Annotated in this window: 12 protein-coding genes and 1 tRNA gene; 8 read left to right on the top strand and 5 right to left on the bottom strand. The window is 72.7% G+C overall.

The annotated features are described in order from the left end of the window. The first annotated feature begins 23 nt into the window (after positions 1-23). Genes ACWCPW_RS36220 through ACWCPW_RS36235 form a run of 4 tightly spaced genes read left to right on the top strand, consistent with a single transcriptional unit; the run spans position 24 to position 4,719 of the window. Positions 24-1,499, top strand: coding sequence for an aminopeptidase P family protein (locus ACWCPW_RS36220; RefSeq protein WP_449765818.1), 1,476 nt, complete (start codon positions 24-26; stop codon positions 1,497-1,499). Next, positions 1,496-1,813: a hypothetical protein gene (locus ACWCPW_RS36225; protein WP_449765819.1), complete on the top strand. Its 318-nt coding sequence runs from the start codon at positions 1,496-1,498 to the stop codon at positions 1,811-1,813. Before ACWCPW_RS36220 ends, ACWCPW_RS36225 begins: the two co-directional genes overlap by 4 nt. Next, positions 1,806-3,452, top strand: coding sequence for an amidase (locus ACWCPW_RS36230; RefSeq protein ID WP_449765820.1), 1,647 nt, complete (start codon positions 1,806-1,808; stop codon positions 3,450-3,452). The genes ACWCPW_RS36225 and ACWCPW_RS36230 overlap by 8 nt, the downstream gene beginning before the upstream one ends. Next, positions 3,439-4,719: a hypothetical protein gene (locus tag ACWCPW_RS36235; RefSeq protein ID WP_449765821.1), complete on the top strand. Its 1,281-nt coding sequence runs from the start codon at positions 3,439-3,441 to the stop codon at positions 4,717-4,719. The genes ACWCPW_RS36230 and ACWCPW_RS36235 overlap by 14 nt, the downstream gene beginning before the upstream one ends. Positions 4,720-4,922: 203 nt before the next feature. Here the strand turns inward: ACWCPW_RS36235 and ACWCPW_RS36240 are convergent, their stop codons facing one another. The 4 genes from ACWCPW_RS36240 to ACWCPW_RS36255 form a co-directional block, all read right to left on the bottom strand. Beyond that, positions 4,923-7,673, bottom strand: coding sequence for a LuxR C-terminal-related transcriptional regulator (locus ACWCPW_RS36240; RefSeq protein WP_449765822.1), 2,751 nt, complete (start codon positions 7,671-7,673; stop codon positions 4,923-4,925). Further along, entirely contained in the window at positions 7,670-9,139 is a 1,470-nt protein-coding gene (locus ACWCPW_RS36245; RefSeq protein WP_449765823.1) for an aminopeptidase P family protein, read from the bottom strand. Before ACWCPW_RS36245 ends, ACWCPW_RS36240 begins: the two co-directional genes overlap by 4 nt. Positions 9,140-9,762: 623 nt before the next feature. Beyond that, positions 9,763-9,918: a response regulator transcription factor gene (locus tag ACWCPW_RS36250; RefSeq protein WP_449765824.1), complete on the bottom strand. Its 156-nt coding sequence runs from the start codon at positions 9,916-9,918 to the stop codon at positions 9,763-9,765. Then, entirely contained in the window at positions 9,915-10,493 is a 579-nt protein-coding gene (locus ACWCPW_RS36255) for a hypothetical protein (protein ID WP_449765825.1), read from the bottom strand. The genes ACWCPW_RS36250 and ACWCPW_RS36255 overlap by 4 nt, the downstream gene beginning before the upstream one ends. 1,075 nt (positions 10,494-11,568) lie before the next feature. On the opposite strand from ACWCPW_RS36255, the gene ACWCPW_RS36260 reads away from it, so the two are divergent. Next, positions 11,569-13,146: an outer membrane protein assembly factor BamB family protein gene (locus ACWCPW_RS36260; RefSeq protein WP_449765826.1), complete on the top strand. Its 1,578-nt coding sequence runs from the start codon at positions 11,569-11,571 to the stop codon at positions 13,144-13,146. A gap of 140 nt (positions 13,147-13,286) precedes the next feature. Next, positions 13,287-13,676: a hypothetical protein gene (locus tag ACWCPW_RS36265; RefSeq protein WP_449765827.1), complete on the top strand. Its 390-nt coding sequence runs from the start codon at positions 13,287-13,289 to the stop codon at positions 13,674-13,676. Here the strand turns inward: ACWCPW_RS36265 and ACWCPW_RS36270 are convergent. Next, positions 13,655-13,731 (bottom strand) — tRNA-Pro (locus ACWCPW_RS36270). The two genes, ACWCPW_RS36265 and ACWCPW_RS36270, sit on opposite strands and share 22 nt — an antisense overlap. Positions 13,732-13,856: 125 nt before the next feature. Here ACWCPW_RS36270 and ACWCPW_RS36275 point away from each other — a divergent pair. Beyond that, complete coding sequence (locus ACWCPW_RS36275; protein WP_449765828.1) at positions 13,857-14,819, top strand: hypothetical protein; 963 nt, start codon at positions 13,857-13,859, stop codon at positions 14,817-14,819. Positions 14,820-14,958: 139 nt separating this feature from the next. Further along, positions 14,959-15,744: a helix-turn-helix domain-containing protein gene (locus ACWCPW_RS36280; RefSeq protein WP_449765880.1), complete on the top strand. Its 786-nt coding sequence runs from the start codon at positions 14,959-14,961 to the stop codon at positions 15,742-15,744. Positions 15,745-15,746: the final 2 nt, after the last annotated feature.

The raw sequence follows: 15,746 nt of genomic DNA on the forward strand, positions 1-15,746 counted from the left end.
CCGCAGCGAAGGGAATACCGAACGTGCCCAACGTCGGCAAGGAAGAGATCACCGGAGCGCACGACACCGAGATCCCCACCGAATTCGTCGACTACATGACGAGCGGTTGGCGGGAACAGGAGATCGAGCTCCTCCCGGTACCCCACCTCGACCGGCTGTCGGCGCGCCGCGCCCTGCTGTCGAACGCCTTCCCGGGCGAAACGCTGGTCGTCCCGACCGGCCGGATCCAATGGCGCAGCTACGGCGCGCCCTACCCGTTCCGCGGCGGCAGCGACCTGCTGTGGCTGACAGCGGATCAGGACCCGAACTCGGTGCTCGTGATGCACCCGATCGCCGGCGGCCACGACGCGGTGCTGTACGTGGACCCGCGGCACGACCCGGCGTCCGGCGTCGGCTACCTCGACCGCATCCTCGGCGAGGTGTGGCAGGGCCGCTGCCTGTCGCCCGAGGAGAAGACCACGGTGCTGGGCGTGCAGACCCGGCCCATCGGCGACCTGCCGACGGTGTTGCGGCGCGCCGGCCGCAACACCCGGGTGCTGCGCGGCTACGACGCGGGCATCGACCGGGGCCTGCTCCCCGCGACCGAGGAGAACGCGGCCCACGACGCGCTGCTCGCGAGCGTGCTCGCCGAACTGCGGCTGCGCAAGGACGACTGGGAACTCGCGCAACTCCAGGAGGCCGTGGACATCACCGTCCGCGGTTTCGAGGATGTCGCGCGCGCCCTGCCGAGCGATCGCGCGGTCTCCGAGCGGCTGCTCGAAGGCATCTTCGCCACCCGCGCGCGCCACGACGGCAACGGCGTCGGCTACAACTCCATCGTCGCCGCCGGCGCACACTCGACCATCCTGCACTGGGGCCGCAACGACGGCCCGGTCCGGCCGGACGGCATCCTGCTGATGGACATGGGAGCCGAGGCGCGGAGCTGCTACACCGCCGACGTGACCCGCGTCCTGCCCGTCTCGGGCACCTTCACCACCGCCGAGCGCGACGTCTACGACATCGTGCACGCCGCGCGCGACGCGGGCCTGGCGGCGATGGCGCCCGGCGTCGCGTTCGACGACGTCAACCTCGCCTGCCGGCGCACCCTCACCGAGGGCCTGCACGACCTGGGCGTGCTCAAGTGCGGTGTCGAGGAGGCCATGCAGGACAAGCGGCAGCCGTACCGGCGATGGACCCTGTGCGCCTTCGGCCACATGCTCGGCCTGGACGTGCACGACTGCGGGCACGCGCGCCCGGAGTTCTACGGACAGGGTGTGCTGGGCGAGGACCACGTGTTGACCATGGAGCCCGGCCTGTACCTGCAACCGCACGACGAACTGGTGCCGGAGGGGCTGCGGGGGATCGGCGTACGGCTGGAGGACGACGTACGGGTGACCGCCGACGGCGTACAGGTGTTGTCGGCGGCGCTACCGGTCGGCGCGCGCGAGACCGAGACCTGGCTCGCCGCGCAACGCGAGGCCGGCCCGCGCCTGCCCGGCGGGCACGGGCCCGCCGCGTGAGCGCCGACCGCGTCGGCATGGGCGGGGGCGACCGCGACGCCTTGGACAGCGCCGACCGGGCCGACCGGGCCGATCGCGTCGACCGCGTCGACCGGGCCGGCATCGGCGGCGCTCGCGCCGGCCTCGATGGAGCCGATGGCGCCGACCACCCCGCCCACTTCGAAGTCGAGCCCGCAGACCGGGAGTTCGCCGCGACCTTGGAACGGCTCGGCATCGAGATGCCGCGCGACCTGGCGCCCGGCGTGCTGGCCGGCTACCGCTCGCTGCGGGCGAAGATGGAACTGCTGCGCACGATGGAGACCACCGATGGCTGACCCCGGCACCACCGGCCCGGGCACCACCGGCCCGGGCACCCCCGGCCCGGGCACCCCCGGCCCGGGCACCACCGGCCCCGGCAGCACCGCTCCCGGCGCGCTCGCCGAACTGTCCGTCGCCCAGGCCGGAGCGCTGCTGCGCGCGGGCCGGCTCACCTCGGTGGACCTGGTGGAGAACGCGCTGGGCATGATCGAGGCGCACGACGCGACGCTGCACGCCTTCGTACTCGTCACCCGCGAGCAGGCGCTGCGGCGCGCCCGGCAGGCAGACCGGGAACTGCGCGAGGGCCTGGACCGGGGTCCGCTGCACGGCATCCCGTACGCGCTCAAGGACATCTTCGCCGTCGAGGGTCTGCCCACCACGAACCACTCGTGGTTGACCGTGTCGGACGTGGCCGGCGAGGACAGCACCGTGGAGGCCCGACTGCGCGCCGGCGGCGGCGTGTTGCTGGGCAAGCTGGCCACCTACGAGTTCGCCCTCGGCGGGCCGAGCGTCGACCTGCCCTTCCCGCCGGCCCGGAACCCGTGGAACGGCGAGCACATTCCCAGCGGTTCGTCGTCGGGCGCCGGGGTCGCGGTCGCCGCGGGGTACCTGCGCGTCGCGTTCGGCTCCGACACGGCCGGCTCGATCCGCGGCCCGGCGTTCCACTGCGGGACCGTCGGCCTCAAACCCACCTACGGCAGCGTGTCCGGGTACGGCGCCACCCCGCTGTCGCACACCATGGACCATTTCGGGCCGCTGGGCTGGACGGTGGCCGACACCGCCGCCGCACTCCACGTGATCGCCGGACCCGACCCCCGCGACCCGCGCACCCGTGACACGCCCGCGCCGGACTTCCTCGGCGCGGCGGCGAAGGACGTCAAGGGCCTGCGCGTGGCGTACTCGACCGCGTGGTACGCCCACGACCCCGCGACACTGCCGGAGATCACCGAAGGCATCGAGCGGGCCTTGACCCACCTGGACAAGCTCGGCGCGATCGTCCAGGAGTGCGAACTGCCCCCGTACGAGGTGCTCGACGCGTGCGGCCGGGTGATCCTGGCGGCGGAGGGATTCGCCGTGCACGAGCGCAATCTGCGCGGCTTTCCCTGGTCCTACGGGCGGTTCACCTACCAGAAGCTGATGCCCGGGGCCGGGGTCGGCGCGGGCGACCTGCTCCGTGCGCTGGACGTCCGCCGACGCCTCGTCGAGTCCTTCCAGCGGCGGGTGTTCGCCGACCACGACGTGCTGGTCACCGCCTGCGGCCAGGCCACCGCGGCCCGCTTCGACGACTTTCCCACCGACTGGCCGCCGCCTCGGATGGCCAACGACATGCAGACGATCCCGTTCGCGGTCACCGGACACCCGGCCCTGTCGCTGCCGCTCGGATTCGCCGCCGACGGGCTGCCGATCGGACTACAGCTCGTGGGACGCAAGTTCGGCGAGGCGAGCCTGTTCCGGGCGGGGGCGGCCCTCGAAGCCGAGTTCGGCCGGCGAAGCACCCGGCCGCCGGCGACCGCCGCCGGAACCGGAACCGTGCGCGGAGCAGCCGGAGTCGGGGCCGGATCCGGCCTCGACGTCGGGCTCGGCCTCGGCTCCGACCGCGCCCTCCGTGCCCACCGCCCCGACCCGGAATCGGAGCCCGCCGATGTTCGCCGCTGAGAACCGCGCCTTCCTGACCCGCGTGTTCACCGAACACAGCCCGCACGACCTCGCCCTGGCCCGAGACGTCTCCGACCGGCACCTGCGCGATCTCGGCTTCCTCTTCCCGACCCTGCCCACCCACTTCCGGCTGGACCGCACCACCCTGGACGAACTCCGCCACGCCACCGCCAGGTTGGTCTCCGCGCACCGCAAGGTGATGCGGCACGTGTGCTCGTCCCTGCCGAGCGCCGAACTGGCCGCCATGTTCCGGATCCCGGAGGCGATGGCACACCACGTCCACTGGCAATGGATGACCGAGGGCACCGCGCTGGCCCGCGCCGACATCATCCCCACCGATTCGGGTTACGCCTTCTGCGAGTTGAACACCTTCTCCGGCGTGGGCGGCGGCGAATGCCAGCACAGCGCGCGACTGCACGCCGAACTGCTGGGTCTTCCCGCGGCGGGCGCCTCACCCTTCCTGGACCTGGCCCGGCACTACCTGACGCAGTGCACCCGGCTCGGGCTCGACCGCCTGGTCATCCTGGACTCCGTGCGGCACTCCCGGCGCGGCTACGGCCGCGACCAGCCGCTCGTGGACTTCCTCCGGATCATGGCACCCGACCTGGACGTCCGCTACTGCAACGAGACCTCCTACCGGTCGCAATGGCTGCGCGCGCCACACGCGCGCCGCATCCTCGTCCACCGACTGATCACCTTCGCCGACACCGACGACGACGGCGCCTTCCTCAAGGCCGTCGACGACAGCGGCGCCACCGTCTCGTGCATGTTCGAGGCCGAACTCGGCATGCACCGCAAGTGGTTCTCGCTGCTGTGCGATCCCGACCTGCACCACCTGCTCGACCCGGACGAGGTGGAGACGCTCCGACGCCACGTACCGATGACCTTCGACCTCGCGCCGGACATCCTCGACGACGTCCTGGCCTCGCGGGGCGACTACGTCTTCAAGCACAGCTACACCTACGGCGGCGACGGCGTCCTGATCGGCGCCGAGCACTCCGCGCCGGCCCTGCGCGAGCGCTTCGTGGCGGACGGGGTCGACACCTGGACCTGTCAGCGCATGGTCGAAGCGTCCACGCTGGAACTCCCGGTGGCGGACGGGCCGAGCGCCGAGGTGGGCGGGCACCGCAAGACGGCCGAGTTCGACTTCGTGCTCGGCGTCTACACCTACGGCGACCGGACCAACGGCGCACTGGTGCGCGGCTCGGCCGACTCCAAGGTGGTCAACGCCTCCCGGGGCGCGATCTCCTGGGCGTTCGCGGACTGACCTCGCGCCTTCGCCGGGCCTTCGCCGGGCCTTCGCCGAGCCTTCGCCGCGCCTTCGGCGAGAGCTCCGGCCCTCGACGACATACCCGGCCCGCGACGACACCCCCATTCCTTCGACACCCCCATTCCTACGACGACACCCGGCCCGCGACGACCCACCCACCTCCCCGGACCGCTTCCGCCCGGGAGCACCCACGATCGGCGCTATCGGGCCGACCGGTGCCTGTCCTTGTGGACGAGCGCCACCAGTTGGATCCGCGACCGCACGCCGAGCTTGCGATAGATCCGGGTCAGCACCGCCTCCACGGTCTTGACGCTGACGTACAACGACACCGCGATGTCCCGGTTGCCGCACCCGTCGGCGACCAGTTCGGCGATGCGCTGCTCGGCGTCGGTCAGGCCCGCGAGCCCGGCCCGTGCCCCGGTGCGCTCCGGCCGGTCCGGCTCCCACAGCGGCGCCCCCGCCTTGCGGAACACCGCCTCCGCCGCCGCGTGCAACTCCCGGGCGCGGGCGGGGCGTCTGCGCCGCTGCTCGATGGCCGAGTGGGTCAACAGGACCCGGCCGCACTCCAACGGGTAGCCCAACCGCGCGAACGCCTCCAACGCCCGGGTGAGCAGCCGCTCGGCCGCCGCGAACTCGCCCGCCGCCGCCGCGCACAGCGCCTGGGCGCGGTCGAGCGAGGCCAGCACGCCGCGCCGGGCCAACTCCCGCGCCGGACTTCTGGCATCGGCGATGGTGCGGGCGGCGGCCTCGACATCCCCGGCGGCGACCAGGGCCTCGGCGAGATCGGCGTCGTAGCGGATCGCCGCCGGATCCCGGACGGACAACTCGCGCACCAGATCCCGCACCCGCAGCAGATCCGCCAGCGCGCCGGCCGTGTCGCGCAGGAACAGCCGCGTACGGCCGGACAGGTGCAGGCAGTGCGCCGCGAAGACGGTGTCCCGCTCCTCCTCCGACGCGGTCAACCCCAGCCCCGCGTAGGCGAGCGCCCGCTCCAGGGTTCCGCCCGCGAGTTCGGCGGCCGCCGCCGCGTACCACGGCGGGCCGGGGGAGGCGCCCAACTCGCGGGCGAGCGCCAGCAGTCGGCGCGCCTCCTCGCGCGCGGCCCGACCGTCGCCGCCGTGCGCGTGGATCAGTACGGCGCAGCCCAGGAGCCGCCCCGGGTCGGCCCGCCCGTCGGCCGACCCGACCGCCGGGCCAAGCGCGTCCAGCAACCGCCCGGCCTCGTCCAGGCGGTCCTCCAAGAGCGCGAAGGAGACCGCGACCCGGCGCGGATCGTCGGAGATCGGAGGCGGGTCACCGGGGCTCGCCCCGGTGGTGCCGGCCGCGCCCGGCGTCAACGCCAGGCGCAGTGTCCCGGCATGCTCCGGCGAGCCGCGACCCTGCTGGATCCGGGCGGTCAAGGTGATCGCGGCGGCGCGACTCGCCGGGTCGCCGGCCCGTTCCGCCCACTGCATGGCCGCGCACGCGTGTGCCAGGGCCTCGGCGGGATAGCCCCGGGTCAGGTGCGCGCTCCAGGCCAGCCGCAGATGCGCCGCCGAGACCAGCGCCGGTTCGTCGGCGGCCGTGGCGTCGGCCAGCGCCCGGGCCGCGATGTCCGCCAGCAGCGCGGCGCCGCGGCCGGCGGCGTCCACGACCGCGATCCGGGCCCGGGCGCGCTCCGCCGGCCCGGCCCGGGTGCGGTCCAACCGATCCAGAGCCGTCCAGGCGAGGTCGAAGCGCCCCGCCGTCTCGGCGTCCCGGGCGGCACACACCAGCAGATCGGGTCGGGCGCCGCCGGCCCGGTCGACCGCGAGCAGCGCGAACTCGGCGGCCCGCGTGTGGTCGCCGCGCTCGCGCGCCGCCGCGGCGGCGTCGGCCAGTGCCAGGACCAGCCGCGCGGCGGTCGTGGCCGGGGCCAGCGCGGACGCCTCGTGCCAGCTCCGATCGTCGGCGCCGGTCGACACCGCCGCCAGCGCGCGATGGGCGCGACGCACCGACTCGCGGCCGGCCTCGGCGACGATGCCCTCGCGCAGGACCGGCGCCGGGAAGGACACGGCACCGTCGACCACCCGAATCAGCCCGGCGTCCTGGGCGATGGCCAGGGCGGCGTCCGCGGTCGGCGCGGCGTCGGCGGTGTACCCGGTGGCCCGACGGATGCCGTCGAGCGAGGGGTCGGCGGCCAGCGCCGCCAACAGCAGCACCCGGCGCACCGGTTCGGCCAGATCGGCCAGCCACGCGCGCATCGCCTTGCGCGCGTACGGGGCCAACGGCTCGGCATCCCACGCGGTGGCCGACCGCCCGGCCCGGGCCAGCCCGGCCGCGATGTCCGAGACCAGCCGCGGGCTGCCCCCCGTCGCCGCGTGAATGCGGCCCGCAGTGCGCAGCGGAACGCCGAACGAGCCCGCGACAGCCGCGGACTCCTCCGGGCTCAGCGGCGGTATGCCGATCTCGACCGCGCCGCCGCCGAGCACATCGTGCGGCGACGGGCCGTCGGGTCGCAACGCGGCCAGCAGCGACACGCTGCCGCGACTGCGCCGCGCGGCGAAACCGAAGACGTCCAGGCTGCCCGGACCCCACCACTGCACGTCGTCGGCGGACAACAACGGCCGGGCCCTGCGCCCCCACGCCTGAAGGCAGGACAACACCGTGCCGCGAAACGTCGCGGTGTCCGGCTCGGGCCCCGCGACGCGCCGCAACACCCAGTCCATCGTCGAGCGTTGCAGCTCGGACAGTTCGCCGCGCACCTCGGCCGGGCACGCGGTGAACAGGTCCATCAGCGGCGCGTAGGCGATGTTCGCGTCGGCGGGCGCCGAGCTGAGCCGGACCACCGGATCCCCGGCCGCCTGCCACGCCGTGCACACGGCGTCCAGGACCGCGGACTTGCCGAACCCGGTGGGCCCGACCACCGCGACCACGCCGGCCTGCCGTAACTGTCCGCAGACCTGGTCCACCAGCGGACCGCGCGCGGTCATCGCAGCGAGGCCATCCAGGCCTCGACCTCGTCCGCGGCGCGTGGCAGGCCCGACGACAGGCACTGCGCGCCGTCGGCCGTGATCAGGAAGTCGTCCTCGATGCGCACGCCGATCCCGCGCAACTCCTGCGGGATGGTCAGGTCGTCGGGTTGGAAGTACAGGCCGGGCTCGACGGTGAGCACGTGCCCGGGCGCCAACAGGCCGTCCGGGTAGCTCTGGCGGCGGGCGGCGGCGCAGTCGTGGCAGTCCAGGCCGAGCATGTGGCCCGAGCCGCAGAGGGTGAAACGGCGGTACAGGCCGGAGTCGGGGGCCAGGGCCGCCTCCGCGCCGCCGGGCAACAGGCCCCAGGCGTCCAGGCCTTCGGCGATCACGCGCATCGCGGCGGCGTGGAAGTCGCCGAACCGCGCGCCGGGCCGCAGCGCGGCGATACCCGCCGACTGGGCGGCGAAGACGAGGTCGTAGACCCGGCGTTGCACGTCGGTGAAGCGTCCGCCGACCGGCAGCGTACGGGTGACGTCGCCGGTGTAGAACGAGTCGGCCTCGACACCGGCGTCCAGCAGCAGCAGGTCGCCCGTGCGCACCGGTCCGTCGTTGCGCATCCAGTGCAGGACACACGCGTGCGCGCCGGCCGCCGCGATGGTCTCGAAGCCCAGCCCGTAGCCCTCGAGCCGGGCCCGCCGATTGAACGTGCCCTCGATCCAGCGCTCACCACGCTCGAGACCGATGGCATGATCCAACTCGCCGACCACGTCGTGGAATCCGGCCACCGTGTGGCCCACGGCCGCGCGCATTTGCTCGACCTCCCACTCGTCCTTGACCAGCCGCGACTCGGACAGGAAGGTGAGCAGTTCGGCCTCGGCCTCGGCGCCCGAGACCGGCGGTACCAGCGCGTCGACGAGCGGGTCCTCACCGCGCACCACCCGGGTCGGTACCTTCCGTCCGCGCAGGGCCCGTTCGAGGTCCTCGCGCGGGGCCGACTCGATCCCGAGGGCATCGGCGGTCTCGGCGAGCGTGCGCCGGCGCCCGACCCAGAACTCGCCGTACCGCCGGTCGCCGTAGAACCCCGCACCGTCGGGCCCGCCGTCACGCGGTGAGCGCGGCCGGGTGAACAGCGTGACCGAGTGCCCGTTCCCGTCCGGTTCGAAGACCAGGACACTGTCCGGGACCGCCTGCGTGCCCTGTTCGGCGGTCAGGTGCACGAACGCCGAGTGCGGCCGGAACGTGTAGTCGAAGTCGTTGCTGCGCGCCTTCAACCCACCCGACGGCACCACGATCCGCTCACCGGGAAAGCGCTCGGACACCGCCGCCCGCCGCTTGGCCGCGTACGCCGCCCCGGACACGGGCGGCACCTGTATCGCGGTGTCGGCCCAGCCGTGTCGAAACGCCTCCGCCAGCGCCGCCGGCACCGCGTGGTCATGCTTCTCGGCCCCACGCACCCTGGTGCCGGCCATGTCGTTGTCGCCCATGTCACCCACCGCACGCCCCGATCATCGTCTTGTGATATTCCGGACGGTACCATTTCACATGTGACACTTCTATGCCCCGAGCCGGGCACTCGACGTCGCGTGAGCGGGCTCGGCGCGGGGCGAGGAGATGATCGGCGGCGGCGACGTGACGGTGTCGTCCGCCCCGCTCCCGCCGGCTTGCCGCCTCGCCGCGCGCGTGCGCGGGTCACGCGAACGAGAGCACGCGGAAAGAGAGTTCACGCCGAACCCGTCGATCCACCCGAAGCCCCCGCGCGGTATGGACCCGCCTTCGGAAACGCGCGCCCGTCTCGGCGCCATGTGTAGTCTCCTCGCCGCGCGCGACGACCGAGCGGTGAAACCCGAAACTCGGAGACCGCCATGGGCTCGGGGCCTTCGGGGGCGGCGCCGCCATCGACAGCGAGCGGGTACATCGCCGTCCCGGTGCCCGATCTGCCCCTGGCCCGAACGGTAATGGTGTGATCGCCCTTCGGGGCCCGAGCGCGCGGACGAGCAGGCCGCCACCCGGATCGACGCGCGGCAGCCGGCCCGCCTGAGCGCGGACCGACCGCCGGCCCCGCGGGTCCCGGCGACATATTCCCCGGGAGCCCCCATCGCGAAGTCCACTATCCCGCAGAGTCGTTCGGCTCGGCTGCACTGTGCAGCGCGTCGCGGAGCGCGGCGCGGGAGGTGATGCCCAGCTTGGGGAAGACCTGGTAGAGGTGCGTTCCGATGGTTCGCGGAGAGAGGTGCAGCCGCTGGGCGATCTGCTTGTTCGTCATTCCGGCGGCGGCGAGGCCGGCGATCTCGTACTGCTGGGGGGACAGGCGGGTATCGGGTGACGCGCCGGCTCGGTCCGCGGCGAGGCCCGACGCGCGCAGTTCGCTCCGTGCGCGTTCGGCCCAGGGCGCCGCCCCCAGCCGCGTGAACGTCGCCGGCGTGGCGACGAGTTGGGTACGGGCCGCCCGCGTGGGTCGGTGTCGCCGCGGGTCGCCGCGAGCAGGGCCTGCCGGTGGCAAAAGGTCTGGGCGAGGAGGCGGTAGCCGTACCGGTTGCTCAGCCGCAGGCCCTCCTCGGCGAGGCGGGCCAGCCGATCCCATTCGCCGGTCTCGTAGCAGTGTCGGCTCAGCAGACCCATCGCGTGGATCGTGAGTGTGAGATGTTCGCCGTCGCGGCCCCCGTCCACCAGTCGCCGCAACGCCGGACGGCAGTGCTCCAGGCGGCCGACATACTCGGCGGCCATGCCGATCCGGATCACCTCCACCGGGTCCGCGTCCGCGAGTGTGCCGACCGCGTCGTCGAGTCGGCCCAGGGCGGGGAGGGCGGCGTGTACCGGATCGCCGAGACAACTCGTCATCAGCGACAACGACTTCGGAACGGGGAGAGTCGGGCCCAGGCGCGTGACGACGCGTGCGAGAGGTTCCCAGAGTTCCGCGCGGGCGCCGCGCCGTGGAAACTGATCAACGCCAGCGTGTACAGAGCCTCCCGAAGGACGCCCTTCGGGGTGTCCGCCTGGTTCGTCGCGGCCTCGACGGCCCCGATCAGCATCCGGTACGCGGAGTCGACATCCCCAATCCCGCTGAGCAGGAGGTGGTGGGCGGCCGCGAGCGCCGTCGTCAACGAAGTCGCGTCGGCGTCGTCGGGGGCCCGGCACTGCCCCAGGAGTCTCGGTACGTCGAGCAGGTTGCCGGTGGCGTCCGTGCCGAGGTAGGCGGCCGCCGCGGCCCGGCGGCCGCGGTCGCGACCGTCCGGGCTGAGCGTGGCCGCCCGGGTGAGTGCGGCGTGGGGGGTGCGGTTGAGCTGTTTGTCCAGGCCACGTCGAAGTGTCGCAGGGCTATGGAGTACAGGAGTCCGGGCGCCCGGGCGTAGAGGCCCCGGCCACCTCGACGCCGTTCGGCGGGATCCGCAGATGTGCACGGAATGGGCCGCGGAGCCGGCGCCGTGCCGCAAGTTCGCGCCGACCGTTCGCAACTACACCGCCGCGAAAGTGATGAGCGACGTGGGTCTGCGGGTGAACGAGGCAGGCCGGCTCGGCCTCGGCGACACCAAGGTGGACCTGGGCCGCTTCGGGAACCGCACGTCCGCTGCGACAAGGGGCAAGGGCAGGTGCGGATTCGGACCGCGCGAGTGGTGGTACCGCGACCAGGTCCGGACAACGTCGAGTGTGTGGAGGACGTCGGGCCGGGAGTCTTTCGGGACCGGCTCGTGACGAGTTGATCATGCGTCGGCTAGGGTGCCGGCCAGTTCTCGCCCGCGTGCGAAGGACTGGAGCGAACACGGACGATGAACTCGGAGTCTTGCGAATGACCGAACCTACCCCCTTTCCGGGGCAGGACATACCTCCCCGTCCGTCGACACCCCCGCCACCGCCGATGTCCGGATACGCGCCATACCCGGGAGGCCCGTTCCCTCAGGAACAGGCGACGAGCGTGATGCCCACCAACGGGACTCTCGCCTACGGGAGTTTCACCGGTGGCCCCCCGACGAGCGGGCGATCGGGTGGACGGGGACCGCGCACGAAGATCGTGGCCGCGAGCGTGATCGCGGCGCTGGTCCTCGCCGGCGGCGTCGCGGCGTGGCTTCTGAGCGATTCGGGTGGCGATTCAGAGAACGCCACGGCGAAGCCGGGGTCCGCCGCGCCCACCGAGCCGGTGAAGGCGCGGATCAAGCCGCCCAGGGCGGCGCCCGCGCTGGAAGAGGCGTGGACGGCGCCGGTTCCTCCCGGCGACACGCTGGAATCCAAGCCGCTGGCAATGTGGCACACCGGTTCGTCGCTCTACGTCGGCCGCGGGACCGGCGTGCAGATCCTCGACATGGCCGACGGTCGCGTTCTCGGTTCCGTCGCTCCGCCGAAGCAGGGCATGGCCGTGTGCGGCATGACCGAGACGCCGAACGGGAGCGGCCTCGGCGCGATCGCCTGGTCGACCAAGGCGGGGGCCTACAACGCCGCGTGCAACCAAGTCTCGCTCGTGGACACCCGCCAGGGTGGCAACGTCCTGTGGACGACGGAGTTTCACGGCACCAAGAAGGACGGCAGCCCCTTCGACACGGACGAGACCCGCCTCGGCTTCATCGGTGAGGACCTGCTGGCGGTCATGACACCCAACACGGTGGTCGCGTTGCGCACGGCCGACCGCAGTCAAGCGTGGACGTGGCGGAACCCGACCACGCAGGACGGGTTGTGGTCGAACGAGAGCTTCCGCACCACGTCGGACCGCGTCCTCGTCTCGATGAGTTTCGGCGCCTCCGTGTTCCGCAAAAGCTACTCCGTGGCCGCTATCGATGCCGCCGGCCAACCGCTGTGGGATGTACCCACATCCGTCCCGGTCCCCGAGCAGGGAGCGGTGCATGTGGTGTCCGCCCGGCCGCTGACGGCCGTCGTCGAGCCGAGCACCTTCAAGGACGAACAGGGCGCTCAACTGGTCGTGTTCGACGACACCGGAAAGATCGCCCGAACCATTCCGTTGCGGGGCGACTTCGGGAAGGTCGAATCCTACGGCAAGAGCATGCACGGAACGCTGCACGCGCCCGCGATGCACGTCCGGGGCAACACCATGTACGCCTTGACCAAGCGGGAGGTCGGGCAGGGTTTCTCCCCGAGACAGGCCATCGCTTTCGACCTCGACACGGGCGCCGTGCGGTGGGTGAAGCCGGCGGGTCAAAACCGGGACTCGGTCCTGATCGATGCCGACGAAGAGGGCGCGTACGTGCTCGATGTCGCCTTCCGCAATGCTTCGACCCTTACGCGCTTCGCTCCCGACGGCACGGCCACACAGGTCAGCACGGTCGCGCAGCCCAAGAACTCGATGGGCATGGGCATGCAGGACATCGGGCGGCTGGAGAACGGCCACCTGGTGATGTTCTCCGGCCTCGCGTCGTTCGGCGTCACCGTGTACGGCCCGAGCACTTCGACCGGCCCGAGTACTTCGAGCGGCCCGAGCACTTCGACCGGCCCGAGTACTTCGAGCGGCCCGGGCACTTCGAGCGGCCTGACCGCGCCGACCGGTTGACGGAACCTACAGACGCGCGCGCCGACGCAGCCCGGCGCTCGAGGCGCGCGCGTCCGTAGTGCCCCGCCGCGGCGGCGGCGTTGCGTCGGCTGTTGGACGGAGCGGCCGGTGGGTTCGACGCGGATCCCATCACGGCGGGCGTGCCGCTGACGGTGGTGTCCAAGACGTTGCGGCACTCGACGTCGTCGACGGCGGCGAACATCTACGCCCACCTGAGCCGGCAGGCCGCCCACGGTGCCGTCGACGCCATCGAGGAAGCCCTCGCCGGTGCTGAGGGAGTGGACGTGGCGAGGCAGCCGCCGAATCGGTTGCGACCACATCGCGACCACCCGGCCCGGCTGCGCGACCTGTTCAAACCGCTCTACACGGCTGCGGTTGCGGGCCGATCGCTCGTGAGTCCCAAAGCCGAGCGGCGGTCGTGCGACCACACTGCGACCACCACGCCCCAGATGACGGAAAAGGCCGCCCTCCCATTTCTGAGAAGACGGCCTCCGACCTGCGTAAAAGCTGGTCGGGACGACAGGATTTGAACCTGCGACCCCTTGACCCCCAGTCAAGTGCGCTACCAAGCTGCGCCACGTCCCGGTGTTCGGCTGGCCGAACACGGAAACCATATCGCACTTTGGGGGGTGGTCCGCCACGTGGTTGTTCGGTGGTGTCGGGCGTGGGGAGGGGGATGGGCACGGGAAGATCTTGGGGTGGCTTACCCGGTGAATGTCGATGTCGTGCCGCTCGAGACCTATCCCGATCTGGATGAACTCCAGCGGCTCGGGGTCGGGGCGTTGCTGAGTGATGGGCTCGAGTCCGTGGAGGGGTTCGAGGAGGCGGACGGGGTCGGGGTGGACCTGGTGGACTATCGGGTCACGCCTCGGTCGGATGGGGCCGCGGTGTTGTTGTCGGTGGACGCGCCGACGTTGGAGGCGGCCGAGCGCACCGCGCGGCAGATCGTGTTGGCGGTGTTGGAGGCCAGTGTGCTGCTCGCGGATTGGCGGGTGGTGCGCAGTGAGGTGCAGTTGCACGAGGAGTTGGTGTACGAGAGTTTGATGGCCGCCGACGGGCCGGACGCGCCGGCGGGGGATCCGGCGTTGCGGGCGCGCCGGCCGATGCCGGAGGAGCGGCTGCGGATCGAGCGGCAGGCGGCGGGGGTACGGGCCTTCGGGCTGGACGCCTTCGGGTGTGAGCCGGACACCGCGCAGCCGGACGTGCCGGAGGAGAAGGCCCGGCTCGCGGCGGGGGCGGTGGCGAGCTCGGTCGGGGTGCTGGTGGATCTGCTGTTCACGGATCTGGTGAATCTTCGCGAGGCGGACGGGGCCTCGTTTTTCGTGCTGGACGCGTTGCCACTGCTGGAGGAGGGGTTCGTCCGGCGGTTCGTGGTGGCCGCCGTGACCGTCACCGGGCGGCTCGGTGGGACCGAGTGGGCGCCGCCGGCGTGCTTCGCGGAGGAGATGGCGTTGCGGTTGTTGGTGGATCAGGCGGCGTCGCTGCTGGAGCGGCACGGGTTGTACGACGACGACGTCGAGGCGGCGTTCGTGACGTTCAGTGACGCGGCGTCCGACGATCCGGAGTCGGTCGAGCTGCGGTTGTCCGACCCCGGACCGGAGGAGTGGTTCGAGCCGATCGTGCCGGGGCGGCCCGTGCACGGGTACTTGAGAGCGAATCGACATGAGTGGTGACGTGGGACCGGGCGGGCCCGGAGGCCCTCCGCGCGACGGCCTCGTCGGCGGGGGCGGCCGGGGCGCCCGGGGCGGCCAGGGCGGGGAGTCCGCGGTGTGGACACGCGTATACGGGCTGGAGGACACGCCGCTCGACCTGATGACCGCGCGATTTCGGCGGCACCGGTACGCGCCGCACGCGCACGAGGAGTACGCGATCGGGGTGTGCGTCGAGGGGGTCGAGCAGATCAACTATCGCGGCGCGGTGCACCGGTCCGGACCCGGGACGATCGTGGTCGCCGAACCGCACGAGACGCACACCGGCGGCCCGGGCATCCCGGAGGGGTACGCCTACCGGGTCTTCTACCCCTCGGCCGCGCTGGTCGGCGAGGACCTGCCCGGCCCCGCCCCGCACTTCCCATCGCTGCTCGTGGCCGACCCGGCGCTCGCCGCCGAACTGGTCGCCGTACACACGCACCTGACCGCCGGCGGCGACGCGTTCGAGGGCGAGACCCGGGTCGTGGAGGTGTTGCGCGCGCTCGTCGGGCGGCACGCGGTGCATTCCCGGGCCGATCGGCGCGGCTCGCCGGACGCCGCCCGGGTGGCCCGCGCGGTCCGCGAACGGCTCGCCGACGAACTCGTCCGGCCCCCTTCGCTGAGCGAGCTGTCGGCCGGGATCGGACTGTCCCGCTACCAGACCCTGCGCGCGTTCCGCGACGTGGTCGGGCTGCCCCCGTACGCCTGGCTCGCCCAGCACCGGGTCGCCCGCGCGCAGGCGCTGCTCGCCCGGGGGATGACGCCCGCCGGCGCCGCGCTCGCGGTCGGGTTCGCCGATCAGGCACACCTGGGGAGATGGTTTCGGCGGGTACTGGGCGTCACCCCCGCCGGCTACCGCAGCAGCGTGCTGCGCAACGACGTTCTAGACCGATCGGCCCCGCGTGGTTGATC

This window comes from Embleya sp. NPDC001921, from assembly GCF_053594475.1.

Coding starts and splice junctions, on each gene's coding strand:
- ACWCPW_RS36280 (WP_449765880.1), top strand. CDS start 14,959: ATGACCGCGCGATTTCGGCGGCACCGGTACGCGCCGCACGCGCACGAG.
- ACWCPW_RS36230 (WP_449765820.1), top strand. CDS start 1,806: ATGGCTGACCCCGGCACCACCGGCCCGGGCACCACCGGCCCGGGCACC.
- ACWCPW_RS36240 (WP_449765822.1), bottom strand. CDS start 7,673: ATGACCGCGCGCGGTCCGCTGGTGGACCAGGTCTGCGGACAGTTACGG.
- ACWCPW_RS36235 (WP_449765821.1), top strand. CDS start 3,439: ATGTTCGCCGCTGAGAACCGCGCCTTCCTGACCCGCGTGTTCACCGAA.
- ACWCPW_RS36260 (WP_449765826.1), top strand. CDS start 11,569: ATGCCCACCAACGGGACTCTCGCCTACGGGAGTTTCACCGGTGGCCCC.
- ACWCPW_RS36250 (WP_449765824.1), bottom strand. CDS start 9,918: ATGACGAACAAGCAGATCGCCCAGCGGCTGCACCTCTCTCCGCGAACC.
- ACWCPW_RS36255 (WP_449765825.1), bottom strand. CDS start 10,493: ATGACGAGTTGTCTCGGCGATCCGGTACACGCCGCCCTCCCCGCCCTG.
- ACWCPW_RS36245 (WP_449765823.1), bottom strand. CDS start 9,139: ATGGGCGACAACGACATGGCCGGCACCAGGGTGCGTGGGGCCGAGAAG.